Below are 18,869 nucleotides of genomic sequence, written 5' to 3'. Positions count from 1 at the left end.
AGAAAGCTGTCCCGCGCTCAACATGCCCGCTCTCAGGAGCTCGCTCCCGGGTGGTTGCGGCTTCGTCAGCGCTCGGGGTGTCCCCGGTGCACCGCCCACTCGGGAGCCAGGATGGACATGACGGTCGCGTCCACCCAGCGGTTGCCGTCCCGCAACGCGTCCCGCAGCACGCCCTCGGCGACGAAGCCGACCTTCTCGTAGACCCGGCGGGCCCGGGGATTGAGGTGGTAGACCTCCAGCGATATCCGGTGCAGGCCGAGACGCTCGAAGCCGTGGCCGACGACGAGGCGCACCGCCTCGGTGCCGAGGCCACGGTCACGCCCGGCGGCATCGATCAGGATTCGGAGGTTGCAGCTGCGGTTGTGCGCGTCCCACTGGTTCAGCACCACCTCGCCGACACACGCGCCGGTCGCGCGGTCCACCACCGCCAGGTCGAGCCGGTCGGTCTGCGCGTTGCGGCTGGCGTACCACCGGCGCAGATGCTCCTCGTCGTGCTCGACGCCGGCGCTGCCGGTCAGCCGGATCACCTCCGGGTCGGCCAGTGCCGTCCGCAACGCGGGCAGGTCGTCGGCGAGGAAGGGGCGCAGTAGCACCCGGTCCCCGGCCAGCGTGGGCTTGTCGGCGAAGTGGGGGACGTGGTCGCGCGCGGCGGACGTCGGATCGGTGTGCACCAACCGATCCTCGCCGTCGCCGTCCCGCCGGCCAACCGGATTCTCCCCGGTCAGTCGCCGTCCGCCCGACGGTTGCGTTTGACCTGCGAGCGCCGCTTCTTCTCGTCCAGGCGACGCTGTTTCGCCGCTCGGGACGGGCGGGTCGGTCGGCGGGGCGGCGGCGGAGCGGCGACCGCCTCGCGCAGCAGCGCGGCCAACCGTTCCCGGGCCGCCTCGCGGTTGGCCAGTTGCGCCCGGTGTTCGCTGGCGGCCACGGTCAGGACCCCGTCGACCAACCGGCCGGCGAGCCGCTGGAGGGCCCGCTCGCGCAGGTGCGGCGGGAGGCTCGGGGAGGCGGCGAGGTCGAAACTCAGCTCGACCCGCGAGTCGGTGGTGTTGACGCCCTGACCGCCCGGCCCGGACGACCGGGAGAACCGCTCCCGCAGCTCCGCGCCGGGCACCACCAGTCGGTCCGTCACCCGCAGTCCGTCGTCCATGTCCCGAGGCTAGTCGTCGGCGCGGCGGGCACGCCTGCCGATTCGGCCCGGCCCGGCCGGCTACGGTCAGCCGCCCCGGCCGATGATCGTGTCGGCGGTCTGCTGGACCTGGTCGATCGGAATGGCGAAACCGATGCCGATCGAACCGTTGCCGTCGATGGTGGCGATCGCGGTGTTCACCCCGACCACCTCGCCCCGAGCGTTCACCAGCGGCCCGCCGGAGTTCCCGGGATTGATCGACGCATCGGTCTGCACCGCCGTGTGCCGGTTGTCGCCGAGCCGTACCTCACGGTCCAGAGCGCTGACGATGCCGGCGGTCACGGTGCCGGAGAGGCCGAGCGGGGAGCCGACGGCCAGCACCGGCTCGCCGACCCGGGTCGAGCCCGGTTTCGCCAGTGGCAGCGGGGCCAGCCCGGCGGACGCCGGCACCCGCAGCACCGCCAGGTCGCTGTGCGGCTCCCGGCCGACCACCTGGGCCGGAACGCGACGGCCGTCGGGCAGTTCCACGGCCACCGTCCCGCCGCCCCGGGCCAGGATGTGGTCGTTGGTGACGATGTGCTGCTGGTCGTCCACCGCGAATCCGGAACCGGTCGCACCCCGGCCCCGGCCGTTGCCGGCCAGTACCGACACCACCCCCGGCACGGTCCGCTCGGCGGCGGTGACCAGTTCCGCCGGTACCGGCGCGGCCGTGGCCGCCGGCGGGTCGGTCAGTTCGTCCAGGTTGGCCACCCAACCGCCGGCCACCGCTCCGGAGGCGGTGGAGAGGGCCACCACCGCCGCCGCGGCGACGAGGAGTCGCCCCGGGCCGTGCGGACCGGGGCGCGGCCCGGTCTCGGGTACGGCACTGGGAGGACGCCCGTCCGGATCCAGTTCGGGTGAGACGAACCAGGGTCCGCGCGGCTCGCCGAGTCCGGTCTGCACCGCCATACGTCCGCTCCTCACGTGAAGTCCACTGCTGCCCTCTGGTCCGCCCGGAAGGCGCCATCTCCGTCGCTGTCGTCCCGCCCGACGACGACGCCAGCCGTCGAATCGGCGCCCGGTCAGGGCAGGCGCGAGAACCACCGCATCGAGCCGGCCGCCGCCCCCATGGCGAGGATCAGACCGAGCCCGATGAAGCGGGCCGACACGTCCTGCCGCACCGTCCGGTACCCGACCGAGGTGCCGATGTCCTCGTAGACGGCGCGCAGCTCGTCGCTCGTACTCGCCTCGTGGAAGCCGCCGCCGGTCTCCTCGGCGACCGCGCGCAGGGTCTGCCCGTCGACCGGCACCTGGATCGGCCGCCCGCCCCGGTCCACGAACCCACTCGGGGTGCCGAACGAGATGGTGTGCACCGGCACCTTCGCCGACACCGCGTCCCCGGCCGCCTCGATCGGGTCCTTGCCCGAGGTGTTCGCCCCGTCGGAGAGGAGGATGATCCGGGCCGGCGGCGGATCCGTCGCCGCTTGGCCGTCCAGCGCCCGGACCGCGCCGAGGGAGGTGTTGATCGCCTCGCCGATCGCGGTGCCCTGGACCCCGGTGGCCCCCTCGACCAGCCGTTCGATCCCCTCGTGCAGCGCCTCCCGGTCGGTGCTCGGCGGGACCAGCACGGCGGCGCTGCCGGCGAAGGCGACCAGCCCGACGTTGAACTCCTCGGGCAGGCCGTCGACGAAGCGCCGGGCCGCCTGCTTCGCGGCGGTCAACCGGTCCGGGGCGACGTCGGCGGCGAGCATCGAGGTGGAGACGTCCACCGCCACCATCACGGTGGCCCGCTCCCGAGGCACCCGGACCTCGTCGGTCGGCCGGGCGAACCCGACCACCAACAGCGCCAGCATGGCCAGGAAGAGTCCGGCCGGCAGGTGCCGCCGCCAGGTCGGCCGCTGCGGCGCGACCCGGTCGAGCAGGCGCAGGTTGGTGAACCGTACGGCGTAGCGGCTGTGCCGGCGCTGGGCCAGCACGTACGCCACGAGCAGCGCGAGCACACCGAGCAGCAGCCAGAGCCGGACCGGGGACTGCCAGATCACGTGCCACCTCCCCCGGTCGGGACGCCGCGACCGCCCGGGACGAGGGCCAGGCGACGCTGGGCGTGCACGTGCCGGACGATGTCCGCGCCCCAGTCCCGGTCGGTGCGGAGCGCCAGGTGCGTCGCCCCGCTCCGGCGCAGCGCCTGACGTACCTGTTCCCGTTGGGCCGCCGCCGCCTGGGCGAAGCGGGCCCGCAGCACCGGATCGCCCGTCCACACCTCGCGGCGCCGTCCGGTCTCCGGGTCGACCAGGGTGACCAGTCCGACGTCCGGAAGCTCCAGTTCGCGCGGGTCGGTCACCTCGACGGCGAGCACCTGGTGCCGGGCGGCGAGCCGACGCAGCTGCGGTTCCCACCCGGCCTCGGCCTGCGGGTCGTCGGGAAGGGTGTCGAGGAAGTCGGAGACCACCACGACCAGCCCCCGGCGGGACGCGAGGCGGTGCACCGAGGACAGCGCCCCGGCCAGCGACGATGCGGCGTCCGCCATGGCGTCCGTCGGCGCACCGGCGGCGGTCCGGTCGCCGCGCGGGGCGGTGAGCAGGGCCCGGAGCAGGTTGACCAGGTGCTGGCGGCCGCACCGGGCGGGGAACCGGCGCACCCCGTCACGGGTGAGCACCTGGGCGCCGAGCCGGTTACCGGCACCGGCGGTGAGGAATCCGACCGCCGCGACGGCGGCCACCGCCAGTTCCCGCTTGTCCAGGTCGGCGGTGCCGAACTCCATGCTCGGACTGGCGTCCACCAGCAGCCAGGTGGTCAGTTCCCGGTCGGCGTCGACCTGCCGTACGTGCGGCACGGCGGTGCGGGCGGTGACCGCCCAGTCCATCCGGCGTACCTCGTCCTCGCCGGGCCGGTACTCCCGGCTGCCGGCGGCCTCGCTGCCCGGCCCGGGGAGCAGGCCCCGGTGCTGGCCGTGCAGCAGCCCGTCCAGCCGGCGGGTGACGGTCAGTTCCAGCCGGCGTAGTCGCTGGTCCGGGGTCAGTTCGGTCAGCCCCGGGTCGCGCTGCGGGGAAGCCACCCGATTCGGGGGGCGGCGGAACCCGCTCATGCCGCCGCCAGGTCGGGAGCGACCGGTCGGTGGTCGGGGGCGATCCGGGGCGGGGGTACGGCCTCGACGAGCCGGTGGACCAGCGCCTCGGCGGACACCCCGTCGGCGACCGCGTCGAAGGAGAGCACCAGCCGGTGGGCGAGCACGTCCACCGCCAGTTCCCGGACGTCCTCGGGGAGGACGTATCCACGACCGCGGAGCAGGGCCTGCGCGCGGGCGGCGGCGACCAGGCCGAGGGTCGCGCGGGGACTCGCGCCGTAGGCGAGCATGGGGGCGAGCCCGGGCAGGCCGAAGCGCCCTGGGTCGCGGGTGGCGAGGATGAGCCGGACGACGTACTCGGCGAGGGCGTGGTGCACGAAGACGTCCCGGGCCCGGGTCTGGAGGGCGCGCAGCCGGCGTGGGTCGAGCACCCGGCCCGGACGCGGCCGGTCGGTGCTCATCCGGTAGAGGATGGCCAGTTCGTCGGCGTCGTCCGGGTAGTCGACGACCACCTTCATGAGGAAGCGGTCCCGCTGCGCCTCGGGCAGCGGATACACGCCCTCGGACTCGATCGGGTTCTGGGTGGCGAGCACCAGGAACGGTTCGGGTACGCCGAAGCTGCGTCCGCCGATGGAGACTTGTCGTTCGGCCATCGCCTCCAGCAGCGCCGACTGCACCTTGGCCGGTGCTCGGTTGATCTCGTCGGCGAGGACGAGGTTGGCCATGATGGGGCCGAGTTCGACGTCGAAGGTCTCCTGGGAGGCCCGGTAGATCCGGGTGCCGACGATGTCCGAGGGGACCAGGTCGGGCGTGAACTGGATCCGGGAGAAGGTGCCGCCGACCACGGTGGCGAGGGTCTGCGCGGCCAGGGTCTTGGCCACCCCCGGCACGCCTTCGAGCAGGCAGTGTCCGTCCGCCACGAGTGCGGTGAGCAGGCGCTCGACGAGTCGGTCCTGCCCGACGATCACACGTTTGACCTCGTGGAGGATCTGGTCCAGATCGACGCCGGGCGCGGCGGGTTCGTCCGGGGTGGGCACGCTGGCCAAGGTGTCCGAGATGTCCGTCACGGTGCTTGCTTCCCGGGGCGCTACCACGACAAACGTCGGAATTTCAGCCGCTAACCTGCCTTTTTCCCCTGTAACGGGACGCCTTTCGTCGGCCGAGACCCCGTCCCGACAGCCGACGGCGTCGGCCCCCGTGGCGTGCGGAGGCCGACGCCGGCCGGGTGGCCGGTTTCCCGACCACCCGACGTCCCGCCCGGGTCAGCCCGCCACGTGCAGGTGGAAGGGCCGGTCGGCGGCGGTGCCGTTGTAGTTGCGGGTCTGGACGAAGACCGCGTTCGGAGTGCTCAGTCGGGGCGCCACCGAGACTTCACCGCCGCCCGGGACGCAGCAGTCGCTGGCGTCGCCGATGGTGGCCACGTAGGCGCCACGGGAGACCACCCGGTTGAAGATGACCTCGTACTGCCCGGCGCCGTACTTGATCACCGCGACGGCGTCCTGCCCCCGGGCCAGGGCGCCGTTCGACGCGACGACGGCGAAGGAGACGGTGGTGGCAAGGGTGCCCGCGTCCTCCTTCAGCGCCTCCCGCGCCTTCCGGGTCGACTCCGGCGTCAGCGGCGGCTGCTGCTGGCCCTGCTGAGCCACCGGCTGGGTGCCGTTGCTCTCGGTCGGCTGGGCGGCGGCGATCCCCCCTCCGGCGAGGGTCAGCCCCAACACGGCGAAGGTCACCGCGACCGCCTTACGTGAGAACATTCTGGCCATGACAGGTCTCCCTTGCTTCGAGCGAGGCGAGTAGAACCGTTCCGCAATTTACGGAATGGATTGTTACCAAATCAACAGACCGGGAAGAATAGCGTCGAACAATCCCGTCCGAGCAAGATTTCTCGGATCCGCGTGAGCTCTGAACTGGTAAAACTACGGAGAGTGCCGGCTACAACCACACAGGAAAGTAGCATCGGGAAAAGCGTAGAGTCAACGCTTGATCATGGCTTTCGAGACTTTTCCGGCCAACCCGCGGGTCGCCGCCAAGAAATGAAAGAATCGTTCACGGAAGCATGCGGCGGCCGGGCGGGAACCCGGGGCGGCTAGCGTGTCGGGGTGACCGTACGCGCCGAGGAACGACCGACGACCGGGGCGCGACGCCACGGCACCGTGCTCTGCTGGCTCGCCATCGCGCCGGGGCTGGCCTTCGCGGCCGTCCGCCTACCCGGCCTGGAACGGGGCGCGCTGGTGCAGGCGGTGGCCTTCACGCCGTACGTGGCGGGCTGGACCCTGCTGCCCCTGGTGCTGGCACTCGCCCTGCGGCGGCGCGGCCCCGCTCTGGTCGCGGCCCTCACCGCGCTGGCCCTGGTGGCCGTGGTCACGCCCCGCGCCCTGCCCACCGACCAGCCGGCCACCGACGGGCCGACACTGCGGGTACTCACCGCCAACCTGCTGGCCGGCGCGGGCGACACCGGGCGGCTGGTCGACCTGGTCCGGACCGGGGACGTGGACGTGCTGGCGGTGCAGGAGTTCACCCCCGACGCACAGGCCGAACTCGACCGGCTCGGCCTGGCCGGGCTGCTGCCGTACCGGCAGCTCAACCCCGAGGTGGGCACCACGGGCTCCGGGCTCTACGCGCGCTTCCCACTCACGGCGGTCGGGATCCGGCGCAACGTCGGCTTCGGCTTCAGCCAGGCGTACGGCACCCTCGCCGTGCCCGGCGCACCCCCGGTACGGGTCGAGTCGGCGCACCCGGCCGCCCCGCACTCCCCGTCGGTGGTGCCGGACTGGCGGACCGACCTCGCGGCCCAGCCCCCGGCGACCCCGGACGGGCAGTTGTCCGTCCTCGCCGGGGACTTCAACGCGACCCTCGACCACACGCTCCTGCGGGACCTGCTCGCCACCGGCTACGTCGACGCGGCGGACGCGGTCGGGGCCGGGCTGACCGGCACCTGGGGACCGTACGACGGCGACCCGATCCCGCCGGTCACCATCGACCACGTGCTGGTCGACCGGCGGATCGCGGTCCACGCGGTCACGGTGCGCGCGCTGCCGGGCAGCGACCACCGCACCGTCCTGGCCGAACTCCGCCTGCCGAGCCGCACCGCCTGAACCGGAGCACCCGCTGAGGCAGGCACCGGCCGAGGCTGAGGGTGGAGGGTGGTAGGAGGGGTCCCCTGTTACCGCGTTTTGTCGTGCAGGGGACCCCTCCTACCACCCCACCCCAGCGCACCGGTGCGCCCGGCGTACTGCGGCCTACCACGGAGGAGCGGGTCAGACGTGGGCGCGGTCGAGGCCGTAGGTGAGGGCGTCGACCAGGGCGTGCCAGCTCGCCTCGACGACGTTGGGGTGTACGCCGACGGTGGTCCAGTCCCGACCGGAGCCTGCGGTCTCCACCAGCACCCGGGTGACCGCGCCGGTGCCCTGGCTCCCCTCCAGGATGCGGACCTTGTAGTCGGCCAGCCCGAAGTCGCGCAGCTCCGGGTAGTGCCGGGCCAGCCCGGCTCGCAACGCCTCGTCCAGGGCGTTGACCGGGCCGTTCCCCTCGGCGGTGGCGATCACCCGCTCCCCGCGTACCCGGATCTTCACGGTCGCCTCGGAGACCACCGCGCCGTCCTCCCGGTGCTCGACGATCACCCGGTACGACTCCAGGGTGAACGGCTTCGCCGGGACGCGGTCGGGCAGTTCGGCACGGACCAGCAGCTCGAAGGAGGCGTCCGCAGCCTCGAACGACCAGCCGCCGGCCTCCAGTTCCTTGACCCGGTTGGTGACCCGGGACAGGGTCTCCGGACGGCCGGCCAGGTCGAGCCCGAGCTCGCGGCTCTTGAGTTCGATGCTGGCCCGGCCGGCCATCTCGGTGACCAGGATCCGCATGTCGTTCCCCACCACGGCGGGGTCCACGTGGTTGTAGAGCAGCGGATCCACCTTGATCGCGCTCGCGTGCAGCCCCGCCTTGTGGGCGAAGGCCGCGGCCCCGACGTATGCCTGGTGGGTGTCGGGGGCGATGTTGGCGATCTCGGCGATGGCGTGCGAGACGCGCACCATCTGCTCGAGGCACCCGTCCGGTAGGACCGGGATCCCGAGCTTGAGCTGGAGGTTGGCGACGACGGCGAAGAGGTCGGCGTTGCCGGGGCGTTCGCCGTAGCCGTTGGCGGTGCCCTGGAAGTGGCGGACCCCGGCTTCGACGGCGGCGACGGTGTTGGCGACCGCGCAGGCGGTGTCGTTCTGGCAGTGGATGCCGAGCCGCTCCGGGCCCACGCCGGTGCGGGCGGTCAGGTCGGCGATGGCCGCGGTCACCTGGGAGGGCAGCATGCCGCCGTTGGTGTCGCAGAGCACCATCACCTCGGCCCCGGCGTCGAGCGCGGTCTCCACCACCGCCGCCCCGTACGCCGGGTCCGCGCGGTAGCCGTCGAAGAAGTGCTCCCCGTCGACGAAGACCCGGCGTCCCTCGGCGACCAGGTGGGCCACCGTGTCCCGGATCATCGCCAGGTTCTCCGCCGGGGTGGTCCGCAGCGCCCGTTCGACGTGCCGCAGGTCCGCCTTGGCGACCAGCGCGATCGCCGGGGTCTCGGCGTCGAGCAGCGCGCGCACCTGCGGGTCGTCGGCGACCGCCAGACCGGCCCGGCGGGTGGCACCGAACGCGACCAGCAGCGCGTGGCGCAGGTCGAGTTCGGTACGGGCCCGGCGGAAGAACTCGGTGTCCTTGGGCACCGCGCCCGGCCAGCCGCCCTCGATGAAGCCGACGCCGAACTCGTCGAGCAGCCGGGCCACGGCGAGCTTGTCGACCACGGAGTAGCTGATTCCCTCGCGCTGGGCACCGTCGCGCAACGTCGTGTCGTAGACCTGGTACGTCATGGGGAGACCTTTCTGGAACCAACAAAAAGACCCCCCGCGGGGTGCGGGAGGTCTGCGCGCTCGGCGGAGGGTTGCCGGCGCGCTAGGTGCCAATAATCAGGGCGGTGCTGGTCACGTTCCGTACTCTGCCACCCGCAACTCAAATCTGGGAGGAAAAATCCACATCGCGGGACAGCCGGTGGCGGAGGGTTGCGTGGGCAAGTGGCCGGCCAGACGCGTGGTCGGAACGCCTAATCGGTGATCGACTTCACAAGTAACCCGGCCGCCACCTGCCCGTCACGGGGCTGGGGCAATATCTGGAACCAGTCCAGTTACGGCCCCGTGCCACTCGTCAAGGAGGACCTGTGCTCACCGTCGGTGACAGCTTCCCGGAGTACGAACTCACCGCCTGCGTCTCCCTCGACGCGGACAAGGCGTTCGAGACGATCCACCACAAGTCGTACCAGGGCCAGTGGCGGGTCGTCTTCTTCTGGCCGAAGGACTTCACGTTCATCTGCCCCACCGAGATCGCCGAGTTCGGCCGGCTGAACGGCGAGTTCGCCGACCGCGACGCCCAGGTCCTCGGCGTCTCCATCGACAACGAGTTCGTCCACTACGCCTGGCGCAAGGACCACCCGGACCTGCGGGAGCTGCCCTTCCCGATGCTCAGCGACATCAAGCGCGAGCTGACCGAGGCCTGCGGCGTGCTCGGCGAGGACGGCGTGGCCCAGCGCGCCACCTTCATCGTCGACCCGAACAACGAGATCCAGTTCGCCATGGTCACCGCCGGCTCGGTCGGCCGGAACGTCTCCGAGGTGCTGCGGGTGCTCGACGCCCTCCAGACCGACGAGCTGTGCCCGTGCAACTGGAACAAGGGCGGCGACACCCTGGACGCCACCAAGCTGATGGCCGGGGTCTGACCGATGGGCCTCGACGCGATCAAGGCGGCTCTGCCGGAGTACGCCAAGGACATCAAGCTCAACCTCGGGTCGACCGTCGGCACCTCGACCCTGAGCCCGGTCCAGGCCTGGGGCACCGCGCTGGCCTGCGCGGTGGCCGCCCGGAACCCGGTGGTGCTGCGCGAGATCGCGGCCGAGGCGACCGACCACCTCAAGCCGGAGGCGGTCGAGGCGGCCAAGGGCGCGGCCACCATCATGGCGATGAACAACATCTACTACCGGTCCAAGCACCTGATCGGTGACGAGTCGTACGGCTCGATCCCGGCCCGGCTGCGGATGCAGATCATCGCGAGGCCCGGGGTGGACAAGGGCGACTTCGAACTCTGGTGCCTGGCGGTCTCGGCGATCACCGGGTGCGGGGTGTGCCTGGAGTCGCACGAGAAGACCCTGCGCGGAGCCGGGTTCACCCGGGAGCAGGTGCACGAGGGGCTACGGATCGCCGCCGTGGTGCACGCCGCCGCGGTGGCGCTCGACGCCGAGGCCGCGCTGGGCTGACGTCCACCCGTCCCCCGGCACTCCGACCGGGGCCGTCCGACCGACGGACGGCCCCGGTCGCGTCGTTTCCACCGGCTCCCGCCACCGGGAAGCGCCCCACCCGACCCGCGCCCGTTGCGCCCGGTGCGAGCCGGTGCGAGCCGGTGCGAGCCCAGTGCGGGCGGTGCGGGCCGGCACGTCGCCGGTCGCGGCGTTCACGGGACGCGCCCGCCCACCCGCGCCTCTTGCGCCCGGCGTGCGGGCCGGCACGTCGCCGGTCGCGTTCAGGTGTGCGACCGCGACCAGGGGGTACGAAGAGCCCTGACGGGACAGCATCCCCGATACGACGCAGTCGAGGCAGGAGGGCGGCGGAATGGACAGGCTCGATCCGGGTGCGGCGCATGCCTCGCCGAAGCCCGTGACCGACGACGGGCAGGGCGGCTTCGCGGGCGGCGCGCCCGCCGGGGCCTTCGACCCCTGGCGCTACCGGGACGAGGCCGGGGTCACCGACGCCGACCTGACCGGCTACAAGGTCGAGGCGACCGACGGGTCGATCGGGAAGATCGACAAGGCGAGCCACGACGTCAACGCCAGTTACCTGGTGGTGGACACCGGCCACTGGATCTTCGGCCGGAAGGTGATGCTCCCGGCCGGCACGGTCAACCATGTCGACCACGACGTCCGTACGGTGTTCGTCGACCGGACCCGCGACCAGGTCCGGGCCGCTCCGGAGTACGACGAGACCGACACCGACCCGGCATTCCGGGACCGGCTGGGCGGCTACTACGACGACACGTACGCGCCCGTGCCACCGGGCACCGCCCGGTAGGTGACCACGACGTGACGGCCGGTGGGGTTCCGCCCCGCCGGCCGTTACCGTGTCGGGGTGGACACCCCTCAGGCGAGTCGACGGATCCCCTTCTCTGCGATGTTCAACTTCCGCGATGTCGGCGGCTACCGGGGCCACGACGGACGCACCGTACGGTGGGAGCGGCTCTACCGCTCCGACTCCCTGCACCGCGTCGACGAGACCGACCGGGCGGCGTTCGCCGCGCTCGGCGTCCGGACGGTGATCGATCTGCGGCGGCCGTTCGAGGTGACCCGCGACGGCCGGGTGCCGGCGTACGACGGTCTCACCTACCGCAACATCCACCCGGAACACCGGTCCTGGGCCGAGCAGATGTACGACCCGGCGACCAGCCTGGCCGGCTTCCTGGTCGACCGGTACGTGGAGCTGGCCACCACCGGCGCGGCCGGGCTGGGCGAGGCGGTCGGACTGATCGCCGACGCCGACAACGCCCCGGTGGTGGTGCACTGCGTGGCCGGCAAGGACCGCACCGGCATCGTCTGTGCGCTGACCCTGTCGGTGCTCGGGGTGAGCGACGCGGACATCGCCGCCGACTACGCGTTGAGCACCGAGGCGTCGGCCCGGTTCAGCGCCTGGCTCGCGGCCAGCATGCCCGAGGCGGCGGACCCGCCCGCGCCGTTCCTCGCCTCACCGGCCGAGGCGATGCCGCTCTTCCTCGACGAGCTGCGCCGACGACACGGCTCGGTCGAGGGGTACCTCCGCCACGCCGGACTGACCGACGCGCAGTTCGACGCGCTCCGGGCTCACCTGCTGGAGTGACCCGCCGGGTGGAGCCGCCACCGGGGGCCCGCCCAGGACCGGAGGTGGCTCACGCGGGGACCGAGAAGTGCCGACATGCTGACTCCCTATGACGCAAACGGTTCTGCGTCTGCAAGATAGGTCAACATGGATGACGGCCGGTAGTCCGGCACGCCCGTAACGCACCGTCATCAGAGTCGCTACCGGCTGAAACAGCGACATCCCGGGGGTGAGTCCGATATCGGACATCACACCCGGGATGCACTGGCGGCGGGGCCGCGCCCGGCGGGTCAGAGCACCTGACGGACCCAGCCGTACGGGTCGGCGGCGACGCCCCGCTGAAGGTCGACGAGCTGCTGACGCACGCCCATGGTGACCCGACCGGGTTCCCCCGCCCCGATGGCGAACTCGCCATCGGGGAAGCGGACGTGCCCGATCGGCGTGATCACCGCAGCGGTGCCGCAGGCGAAGACCTCGCGCAGCCGCCCGCTCTCGGCGTCGGCCTGCCAGTCGGCGAAACTGACCGGACGCTCCTGCACGGTCAGGCCGGCCTCGGCGGCCAGGACCAGCACGGACTCCCGGGTGATGCCCGGCAGTATGGTGCCGGTCAGCGGCGGGGTGACCAGGGTGCCGTCGTCGTAGACGAAGAAGACGTTCATGCCGCCCAGCTCGTCGACGAAGCGCCGCTCCACCGCGTCCAGGAAGACCACCTGCTCGCAGCCGTGCTCGATCGCCTCGGCCTGGGCGGCCAGCGAGGCCGCGTAGTTCCCACCGCACTTCGCCGCGCCGGTGCCACCCGGCGCCGCCCGGGTGTAGTCCGGGGAGATCCAGACCTTGACCGGCTTGACCCCGCCGGCGAAGTACGCCCCGACCGGGGCAGCGATCAGGACGTAGAGGTACTCCCGGGCCGGCCGGACCCCGAGGAAGACCTCGCTGGCGAACATGAACGGTCGCAGGTAGAGGCTGCCGTCCGCATCGGACGGGATCCATTCCCGGTCGATCTCGATCAGCCGGTGCAGCGAGTCGAGGAACGCCTCCGGTGGCAGCGGGGGCATGGCCAGCCGCTCGGCCGAGGTGACGAACCGGTCGGCGTTGGCCTCCGGCCGGAAGAGCGTCACCCCGCCGTCGACGGTGCGGTACGCCTTGAGCCCCTCGAAGATCTCCTGCGCGTAGTGCAGCACCGCGCTGGCCGGGTCCATCGGTATCGGGGCGCGGGCCTCGACGCGGGCGTCGTACCAGCCCTTGTCCTCCGCATAGCGGATGGTGACCATGTGGTCGGTGAAGACCCGGCCGAACCCGGGGTCGACCAGCAGGGCGGCCCGGTCGGCGGCGGATACGGGCGCGGGGTTCCGACGGATCTCGAATTCGAGCTTGTCACCACCGCTCATCGCGCTGACCTCCCTGGGACGGCACGGCATGCCGGAGCGCACGCCGATGGACTGGTGCTGTGGAACTTACCCCGAACGGCCGTCGCATGGGAGGGCCGGCCAACGGGTCGGCGCTACGTACCGTGACGTCAGATCGTCCGGGTGGCGGGCTGAGCGAGCGGTCAGCCGGCGGCGTACTCGGCCAGGCGGTCGCCGACCTCGTCGGTGCGCAGCGGTACGCCCGGTGCCCGGTTCGCCAGTTCGTTGGCGACCGCCTCGGTCACCCGGTTGGCGGCGTCGGGGTGGCCGAGCTGCTCCAGCAGCAGCGCGGCGGAGAGCACGGCGGCCACCGGGTCGGCGAGCCCCTTGCCGGCGATGTCCGGGGCCGAGCCGTGCACCGGCTCGAACATCGAGGGGTAGCGCCCCTCGGGGTTGATGCAGCCGCTGGCGGCCAGCCCGATGCCGCCGGTGACGGCGGCGGCGATGTCGGTCAGGATGTCACCGAAGAGGTTGTCGGTGACCACCACGTCGTACCGCTGCGGCTGGGTGACCAGGAACATCGCGGCGGCGTCGACGTGCTGGTACTCGGTGGTCACGTCGGGGTGCTCGGCGGCGACCGCCGCGAAGGCACGGGCCCAGAGGGACCCGGCGTGGGTGAGCACGTTGGTCTTGTGCACCAGGGTCACCTTGCGCCGCTCGCGGCGGGCGGCCCGGGCGAAGGCGTCCCGGATCACCCGCTCCACGCCGTGCCGGGTGTTCAGGCTCTCCTCGGTGGCCACCTCGGCGGGGGTGTCCCGGTGCAGTGAGCCGCCCGCGCCGGCGTAGAGCCCCTCGGTGCCCTCCCGGACCACCACCAGGTCGACCTCGCCCGGCTTGACGGTGGCGAGCGGCCCGGTCACCCCCGGCCAGAGCCGGGACGGGCGGAGGTTGACGTACTGGTCGAAGGCGAAACGGAGCTTGAGCAGCAGGCCGCGCTCCAGCACGCCCGGCGGGACGGTCGGGTCGCCGACCGCGCCGAGCAGGATCGCGTCGTGCCCGGCCAGCTCGGTCAGGACCGAGTCCGGCAGCACCTCGCCGGTGCGGTGGTAGCGGGCGGCGCCGAGGTCGTACTCGGTGGCCGCCACGCCGGGAAGGACGGCGTCGATGACCTTACGGGCCTGCGCGACCACCTCGGGTCCGATCCCGTCCCCGGCCACCACCGCGATCCGCGCCACGTTCCACTCCTCAGCTCACCGTTGAACTCGTACGTTACGACGCTGTCCCGCCTCCCGGTACGTTCCGCTCACGATATGGGATATGGAATGCACAGCAGCTTTCCAGGTGACATTCATTGTCCGGTCAACTCGGCACCGTAGGGTGAGATTCGCGCGGGTCACGGGGGCCTGTGACGGAGGGTCGGCGACGAGGCGGCACCATCCGGAGGGAGCAGGCACATGCGGATCGAGGAACAGACCCGGAGCCGGTGGGTGGACCAGCCCGCCCACGTCAGCCGCCGTCCCGACCTGCGGCTCGGCGGTCGCGGCCTGCTCGACCGCTGGGGTGGGGTCGCCACCGACCGACTCACCGTCACGCACACCGTGCGCACCTCCACCGCCGAGTACACCCTCGTCCTGAACGCCCCCGAGTGGCTCGGACGACGCGGGGTCGGCGACGCGTTGCGCGACGCCGTCGCCGAACTGCGCGCCATCGACCTGACCTACGGCCCCGGCCGGCCGCAGAGCCTCGTCTCCCGGCTGCGCCGAGGGGAGATCAGCCCCGAGTCGTACGCCCCCCTGACCGACCTGGTCGACCGCTGCGCCGCGATGCGGGCGGCCACCGACGGCTGGTTCGACGCCTGGGCGGTGCCCGGCGGTTTCGACCCGGGCGGCCTGCTCGGCGGGTGGGCGGTGGAACGGGCCGCCGCCCGGCTGCGGGCCGCCGGGGTGCACGACTACGCCGTGGTCGCCGGCGCGGACCTGGTCGTCCGGGGCCATGCCCCGCACGGCGGGCCGTGGCGGGTCGCCGTGCACCACCCGGACGGCGACCGCGCTCCGTTGGTGCTGGAGATGACAGCCGGCGCGATCGGCACCTCCGGGGTCAGCGGGCGGCGTGACCACGTGGTGGACCCGCACACCGGGGAACCGGCCCGCCAGATGACCGCCGCCACCGTGGTGGGGCCGGACCTGGCCGTCGCCGACGCGTACGCCACCGCCCTCTACGCCGCCGGCCCGGCGGGACTGGTCTGGTTCGCCGACGGCTCCAGCTACCGGCCGCTCTTCGCCCATCGGCGCTGAACCACCGGCGACCGCTTCGGACCGGCTGCTGGCTCAGCTGCGACGGGGCACCGCTCGACGGGGCACCTGCTCGACCGGTGGGCGACGTCGCCGACGGCAGGGCACAGGGCATCGTCCGCAGTGGCCGGTGGTCATGCGCCACAGAGGTGCGGACCGGCGGAGAGTGGGGACGACCGCGATCGGCTCCCACGGTCGCGGCAACGACCGTGGGAGCCGTCAGCGACGAGTGCGCGTGGCTCGCACATCCGAGGGGTGCGGAACCGACCGGCCGGACGCCGGACACCGCCACCCGAAGACGGGTCGACACCGTGAGTTCGGTCAGTAACCGCACGGATACGCTAGCGAACCGTCGTGTGCCGCCGCAAGGGTCTCCACAGCCGACTGTCCCGGTATGACGCTGCGGGTTCCCCTCCGGACGGTCCACGGGGTCCGGTGACGAGGCGGGTCGACCGGATGGCACGCTGTCCGCCGTGAGTTTCGATCTGAGCGTGTGGGCCCTACCGGAAGGGGCCTCCCCCGCGGACGTGCGGGCGGCCGTGCAGCGGTGTCGACAGGGACAGCACGTCGAGAGCTACCCCGACCCCAGGGTGGTCGCCTTCTACCGGGCGATCACCGCCAGCTACCCGGACCGTCCCGGGCCGGGATCGCCGTGGGAGGTGACGCCGTTGCACGCCGCCGCCGACCACGTGGCGATGAACCTCTACCCGACCTGCGAGGACCAGGTGCTCCTGGACATCGAACGGTTCGCCGCCGAGAACGGCCTGATGCTCTTCGACCCCCAGGACGGTTCCGTCTACCCGCCACCGGCGGCCACCCTCTCCCCCGCCCACCACGCGACCTCCCCCGCCCACCACTCCGCCGCCCACCACTCCGCCGCCCGCGCCCGCTAGGACCGGTCACCGAGCACGGTCCGCCCGGCCGGCAGACGCCGCGAACCCGGAACCTCCCGGGGCCGGGGGACGCCCCGGCGGCGGCCCGGACGACGAGCGCGAGCCCGACAGCGAGCAGGGGCCCGGCCAGTGCTGGCCGGGCCCCTGCGCCGTGCGGGGACGGAGAACTACTCGTCGCGCAGGTCGGCGGCGGAGGCGGCCGTCGCGCCGATCGAATCGGCGGCGGAGGTGAGCAGATCCGCGCCGAGGGCCTGGTCGACGGTGAGCGTCATCAGCGTCTCGCCACCGGCCTCGCGACGGGCCACCTGCATGGCCGCGATGTTGATGCCGGCCTCGCCGAGCAGCGTGCCGACGGTGCCGACCACGCCGGGACGGTCGACGTAGCGGAGGAAGAGCAGGATGCCCTCCGCGCCGATCTCCACGTCGAAGCCGTCGACCTCGGTCAGCTTGATGACGTCCCGCCCGCCGCTGGTGACGACGGTGCCCGAGACGCTGACCGTACGACCGTCGGGCAGCGCGCCCCGGACGGAGACCAGGCTCGGCTGGTCCGCCTCGGGGTGGCTGGTCAGGGTGACCTCGACGCCGCGCTCGGCGGCGAGGTGCGGAGCGTTGACGTAGGTGACCTGCTCCTCGACGACCGAGCTGAACAGCCCCTTGGTCGCGGCGAGCTTGAGCACCGACACGTCGTGGTTGGCGATCTCGCCGCGCACCTCGACGGTGACACTGGCGGCCACCCCGCCGGCCACGGCGGTGAAGGCCCGGCCGAGCTTCTCGGCCAACGGCAGCAGCGGCCGGACGTCCTCGGCGACCACACCGCCGGCCTGGACGTTCACCGCGTCCGGCACGAACTCGCCCTGGAGGGCCAGCTTGACGCTCTTCGCCACGGCGAGACCGGCCTTGTCCTGCGCCTCGTGGGTGGAGGCGCCCAGGTGCGGGGTGGCCACCACGTTGTCGAAGGCGAACAGCGGCGAGGAGGTGCAGGGCTCCTTGGCGTACACGTCGACGCCGGCACCGGCGACCCGGCCCTCGGCGATGGCGTCGGCGAGCGCCTGCTCGTCGACCAGGCCGCCCCGGGCCGCGTTGACGATCCGCACGCCCGGCTTGACGATCGCCAGTTCCTTCTCGCCGATCAGGCCGACCGTCTCGGGGGTCTTCGGCAGGTGGATCGAGATGAAGTCGCTCTCCCGCAGCAGCTCCTCCAGCCCGACCAGGCGGACTCCGAGCTGGGCCGCGCGGGCCGGCTGGATGTAGGGGTCGTACGCGATCAGCCGGGTGCCGAAGGCGGCGATGCGGGACGCGAACAGCACGCCGATCCGGCCGAGGCCGACCACGCCGACGGTCTTGCCCTGGATCTCGACGCCGGTGTACTTGGACCGCTTCCACTCCCCCGCCTTGAGCGCGGCGCTGGCGCTGGCGGTGTTGCGCGCCACGGCGAGCAGCAGCGCGACGGCCTGCTCGGCGGCGGAGACGATGTTCGAGGTGGGCGCGTTGACCACCATCACGCCCCGGGCGGTGGCGGCGGGCACCTCGACGTTGTCCAGCCCGACGCCCGCCCGGGCGACCACCTTGAGACGGGGCGCGGCGGCGACGGCCTCCGCGTCGATCTGGGTGGCACTGCGCACGATCACCGCGTCGGCCTCGGCGAGGGCGGAGAGCAGCGCCGGACGGTCGGTGCCGTCGACGTGGCGTACGTCGAAGTCGTGGGCGAGCACCTCGATGGCGGCGGGAGCGAGTTCTTCGGCGATCAGTACGACAGGATTCATCGGTCCTCGTAGATATCGTCAGAGCGGGTCGGCGGCGTCGACGGACGCCGCGCTGCGCCCTGTGCTTGACCGGGGCCATGGGCCGTGCGGGTGCCCGGGACCACCTACCGCAGTGGCTTGCGGGTGCCGGGAACACCTACCCGCGATGGTAGGCCGCTGGCCACCGCAGCCGTCCCAGGGACCGGGGTGAGGGCCCTCACACACCAGTCGGGCATCGGGCGACTCTCGACCAACCGTGCGGTCCCGGCACGAGGAGCACCAGAGGTCACCCCTGGTCGTCCTCTGTTCATCCGGGGACGGCGGTTCGGGAGCCGGCCACGAGGACGGCCGCCGACCACCCGGGCGTGGGCCGTCGGTGTCGTCTGGTCGTCCCGGGCCCGAGTCCTTCGTCACCCGGTCCCATCAGGTGAGCGACCTGCCCGCCTCGGTTTCGCCGAACCGGGGGTCTCCGGGCGGCTTGGGTTCAAGTGGTTGTTGCAACGGGGTGGATTCTCGTGAGGATGAGGGTTCATGCCAGGGAGACGGTTGTCGTCCGCGGAGCGGGCGCAGAT

The 18,869-nt window shown here is 72.6% G+C and carries 17 protein-coding genes and 1 pseudogene; 7 read left to right on the top strand and 11 right to left on the bottom strand.

Annotated features, from left to right (window positions below):
• Nucleotides 1-65 precede the first annotated feature (65 nt).
• The 7 genes from ACIBJE_RS00090 to ACIBJE_RS00060 form a co-directional block, all read right to left on the bottom strand.
• The gene (locus ACIBJE_RS00090) at nt 66-671 is read right to left on the bottom strand and encodes a GNAT family N-acetyltransferase (RefSeq protein ID WP_396741115.1); all 606 of its coding nucleotides are present in this window, start codon (nt 669-671) and stop codon (nt 66-68) included.
• 50 nt (nt 672-721) lie between these two features.
• A complete protein-coding gene (gene arfB, locus ACIBJE_RS00085) occupies nt 722-1,147 on the bottom strand; it encodes an alternative ribosome rescue aminoacyl-tRNA hydrolase ArfB (RefSeq protein WP_396741113.1) in 426 nt (141 codons plus the stop codon).
• A 66-nt stretch (nt 1,148-1,213) separates the two neighbouring features.
• Nucleotides 1,214-2,074, bottom strand: coding sequence for a S1C family serine protease (locus ACIBJE_RS00080; RefSeq protein ID WP_396741111.1), 861 nt, complete (start codon nt 2,072-2,074; stop codon nt 1,214-1,216).
• A gap of 113 nt (nt 2,075-2,187) precedes the next feature.
• Complete coding sequence (locus tag ACIBJE_RS00075; protein WP_396741109.1) at nt 2,188-3,147, bottom strand: VWA domain-containing protein; 960 nt, start codon at nt 3,145-3,147, stop codon at nt 2,188-2,190.
• Nucleotides 3,144-4,190, bottom strand: a complete 1,047-nt coding sequence (locus tag ACIBJE_RS00070; RefSeq protein ID WP_396741107.1) for a DUF58 domain-containing protein — start codon at nt 4,188-4,190, stop codon at nt 3,144-3,146. The genes ACIBJE_RS00075 and ACIBJE_RS00070 overlap by 4 nt, the downstream gene beginning before the upstream one ends.
• Entirely contained in the window at nt 4,187-5,236 is a 1,050-nt protein-coding gene (locus tag ACIBJE_RS00065; RefSeq protein WP_396741105.1) for an AAA family ATPase, read from the bottom strand. The genes ACIBJE_RS00070 and ACIBJE_RS00065 overlap by 4 nt, the downstream gene beginning before the upstream one ends.
• A gap of 195 nt (nt 5,237-5,431) precedes the next feature.
• The gene (locus ACIBJE_RS00060) at nt 5,432-5,932 is read right to left on the bottom strand and encodes a hypothetical protein (protein ID WP_396741103.1); all 501 of its coding nucleotides are present in this window, start codon (nt 5,930-5,932) and stop codon (nt 5,432-5,434) included.
• A 390-nt stretch (nt 5,933-6,322) separates the two neighbouring features.
• Here ACIBJE_RS00060 and ACIBJE_RS00055 point away from each other — a divergent pair, with 390 nt between their 5' ends.
• Nucleotides 6,323-7,264 (top strand): endonuclease/exonuclease/phosphatase family protein, encoded by a 942-nt coding sequence (locus tag ACIBJE_RS00055; RefSeq protein WP_396742189.1) that lies wholly within the window; start codon nt 6,323-6,325, stop codon nt 7,262-7,264.
• A 162-nt stretch (nt 7,265-7,426) separates the two neighbouring features.
• Here the strand turns inward: ACIBJE_RS00055 and cimA are convergent, their stop codons facing one another.
• The gene (gene cimA, locus ACIBJE_RS00050) at nt 7,427-9,007 is read right to left on the bottom strand and encodes a citramalate synthase (RefSeq protein WP_396741101.1); all 1,581 of its coding nucleotides are present in this window, start codon (nt 9,005-9,007) and stop codon (nt 7,427-7,429) included.
• 344 nt (nt 9,008-9,351) lie between these two features.
• Here cimA and ACIBJE_RS00045 point away from each other — a divergent pair, with 344 nt between their 5' ends.
• From ACIBJE_RS00045 to ACIBJE_RS00030, 4 genes are all read left to right on the top strand, one after another.
• A complete protein-coding gene (locus ACIBJE_RS00045; protein WP_396741100.1) occupies nt 9,352-9,906 on the top strand; it encodes a peroxiredoxin in 555 nt (184 codons plus the stop codon).
• A 3-nt stretch (nt 9,907-9,909) separates the two neighbouring features.
• Nucleotides 9,910-10,440, top strand: a complete 531-nt coding sequence (locus ACIBJE_RS00040) for a carboxymuconolactone decarboxylase family protein (protein WP_396741098.1) — start codon at nt 9,910-9,912, stop codon at nt 10,438-10,440.
• Nucleotides 10,441-10,792: 352 nt separating this feature from the next.
• Complete coding sequence (locus tag ACIBJE_RS00035) at nt 10,793-11,248, top strand: PRC-barrel domain containing protein (RefSeq protein WP_396741096.1); 456 nt, start codon at nt 10,793-10,795, stop codon at nt 11,246-11,248.
• 57 nt (nt 11,249-11,305) lie between these two features.
• Nucleotides 11,306-12,046 (top strand): tyrosine-protein phosphatase, encoded by a 741-nt coding sequence (locus ACIBJE_RS00030; protein WP_396741094.1) that lies wholly within the window; start codon nt 11,306-11,308, stop codon nt 12,044-12,046.
• A gap of 269 nt (nt 12,047-12,315) precedes the next feature.
• Here the strand turns inward: ACIBJE_RS00030 and ACIBJE_RS00025 are convergent, their stop codons facing one another.
• Nucleotides 12,316-13,413 (bottom strand): branched-chain amino acid aminotransferase, encoded by a 1,098-nt coding sequence (locus ACIBJE_RS00025; protein ID WP_396741092.1) that lies wholly within the window; start codon nt 13,411-13,413, stop codon nt 12,316-12,318.
• 161 nt (nt 13,414-13,574) lie between these two features.
• The gene (locus ACIBJE_RS00020; RefSeq protein ID WP_396741090.1) at nt 13,575-14,606 is read right to left on the bottom strand and encodes a 3-isopropylmalate dehydrogenase; all 1,032 of its coding nucleotides are present in this window, start codon (nt 14,604-14,606) and stop codon (nt 13,575-13,577) included.
• A 219-nt stretch (nt 14,607-14,825) separates the two neighbouring features.
• On the opposite strand from ACIBJE_RS00020, the gene ACIBJE_RS00015 reads away from it, so the two are divergent.
• Together ACIBJE_RS00015 and ACIBJE_RS00010 are read left to right on the top strand one after the other, a co-directional pair.
• On the top strand, nt 14,826-15,665 hold the full coding sequence (locus ACIBJE_RS00015) for an FAD:protein FMN transferase (protein ID WP_396741088.1): 840 nt from the start codon (nt 14,826-14,828) through the stop codon (nt 15,663-15,665).
• 470 nt (nt 15,666-16,135) lie between these two features.
• A pseudogene (locus tag ACIBJE_RS00010) lies at nt 16,136-16,480 on the top strand (hypothetical protein); the annotation flags it as partial.
• Nucleotides 16,481-16,722: 242 nt separating this feature from the next.
• On the opposite strand, the gene serA reads toward ACIBJE_RS00010, so the two are convergent.
• On the bottom strand, nt 16,723-18,318 hold the full coding sequence (serA, locus tag ACIBJE_RS00005) for a phosphoglycerate dehydrogenase (protein WP_396741086.1): 1,596 nt from the start codon (nt 18,316-18,318) through the stop codon (nt 16,723-16,725).
• Between the last annotated feature and the right edge of the window lie 551 nt (nt 18,319-18,869).

This window comes from Micromonospora sp. NPDC050187, assembly GCF_044459745.1.
GTDB lineage: Bacteria > Actinomycetota > Actinomycetes > Mycobacteriales > Micromonosporaceae > Micromonospora.
This window is presented reverse-complemented; position numbering and strand designations above follow the sequence as displayed.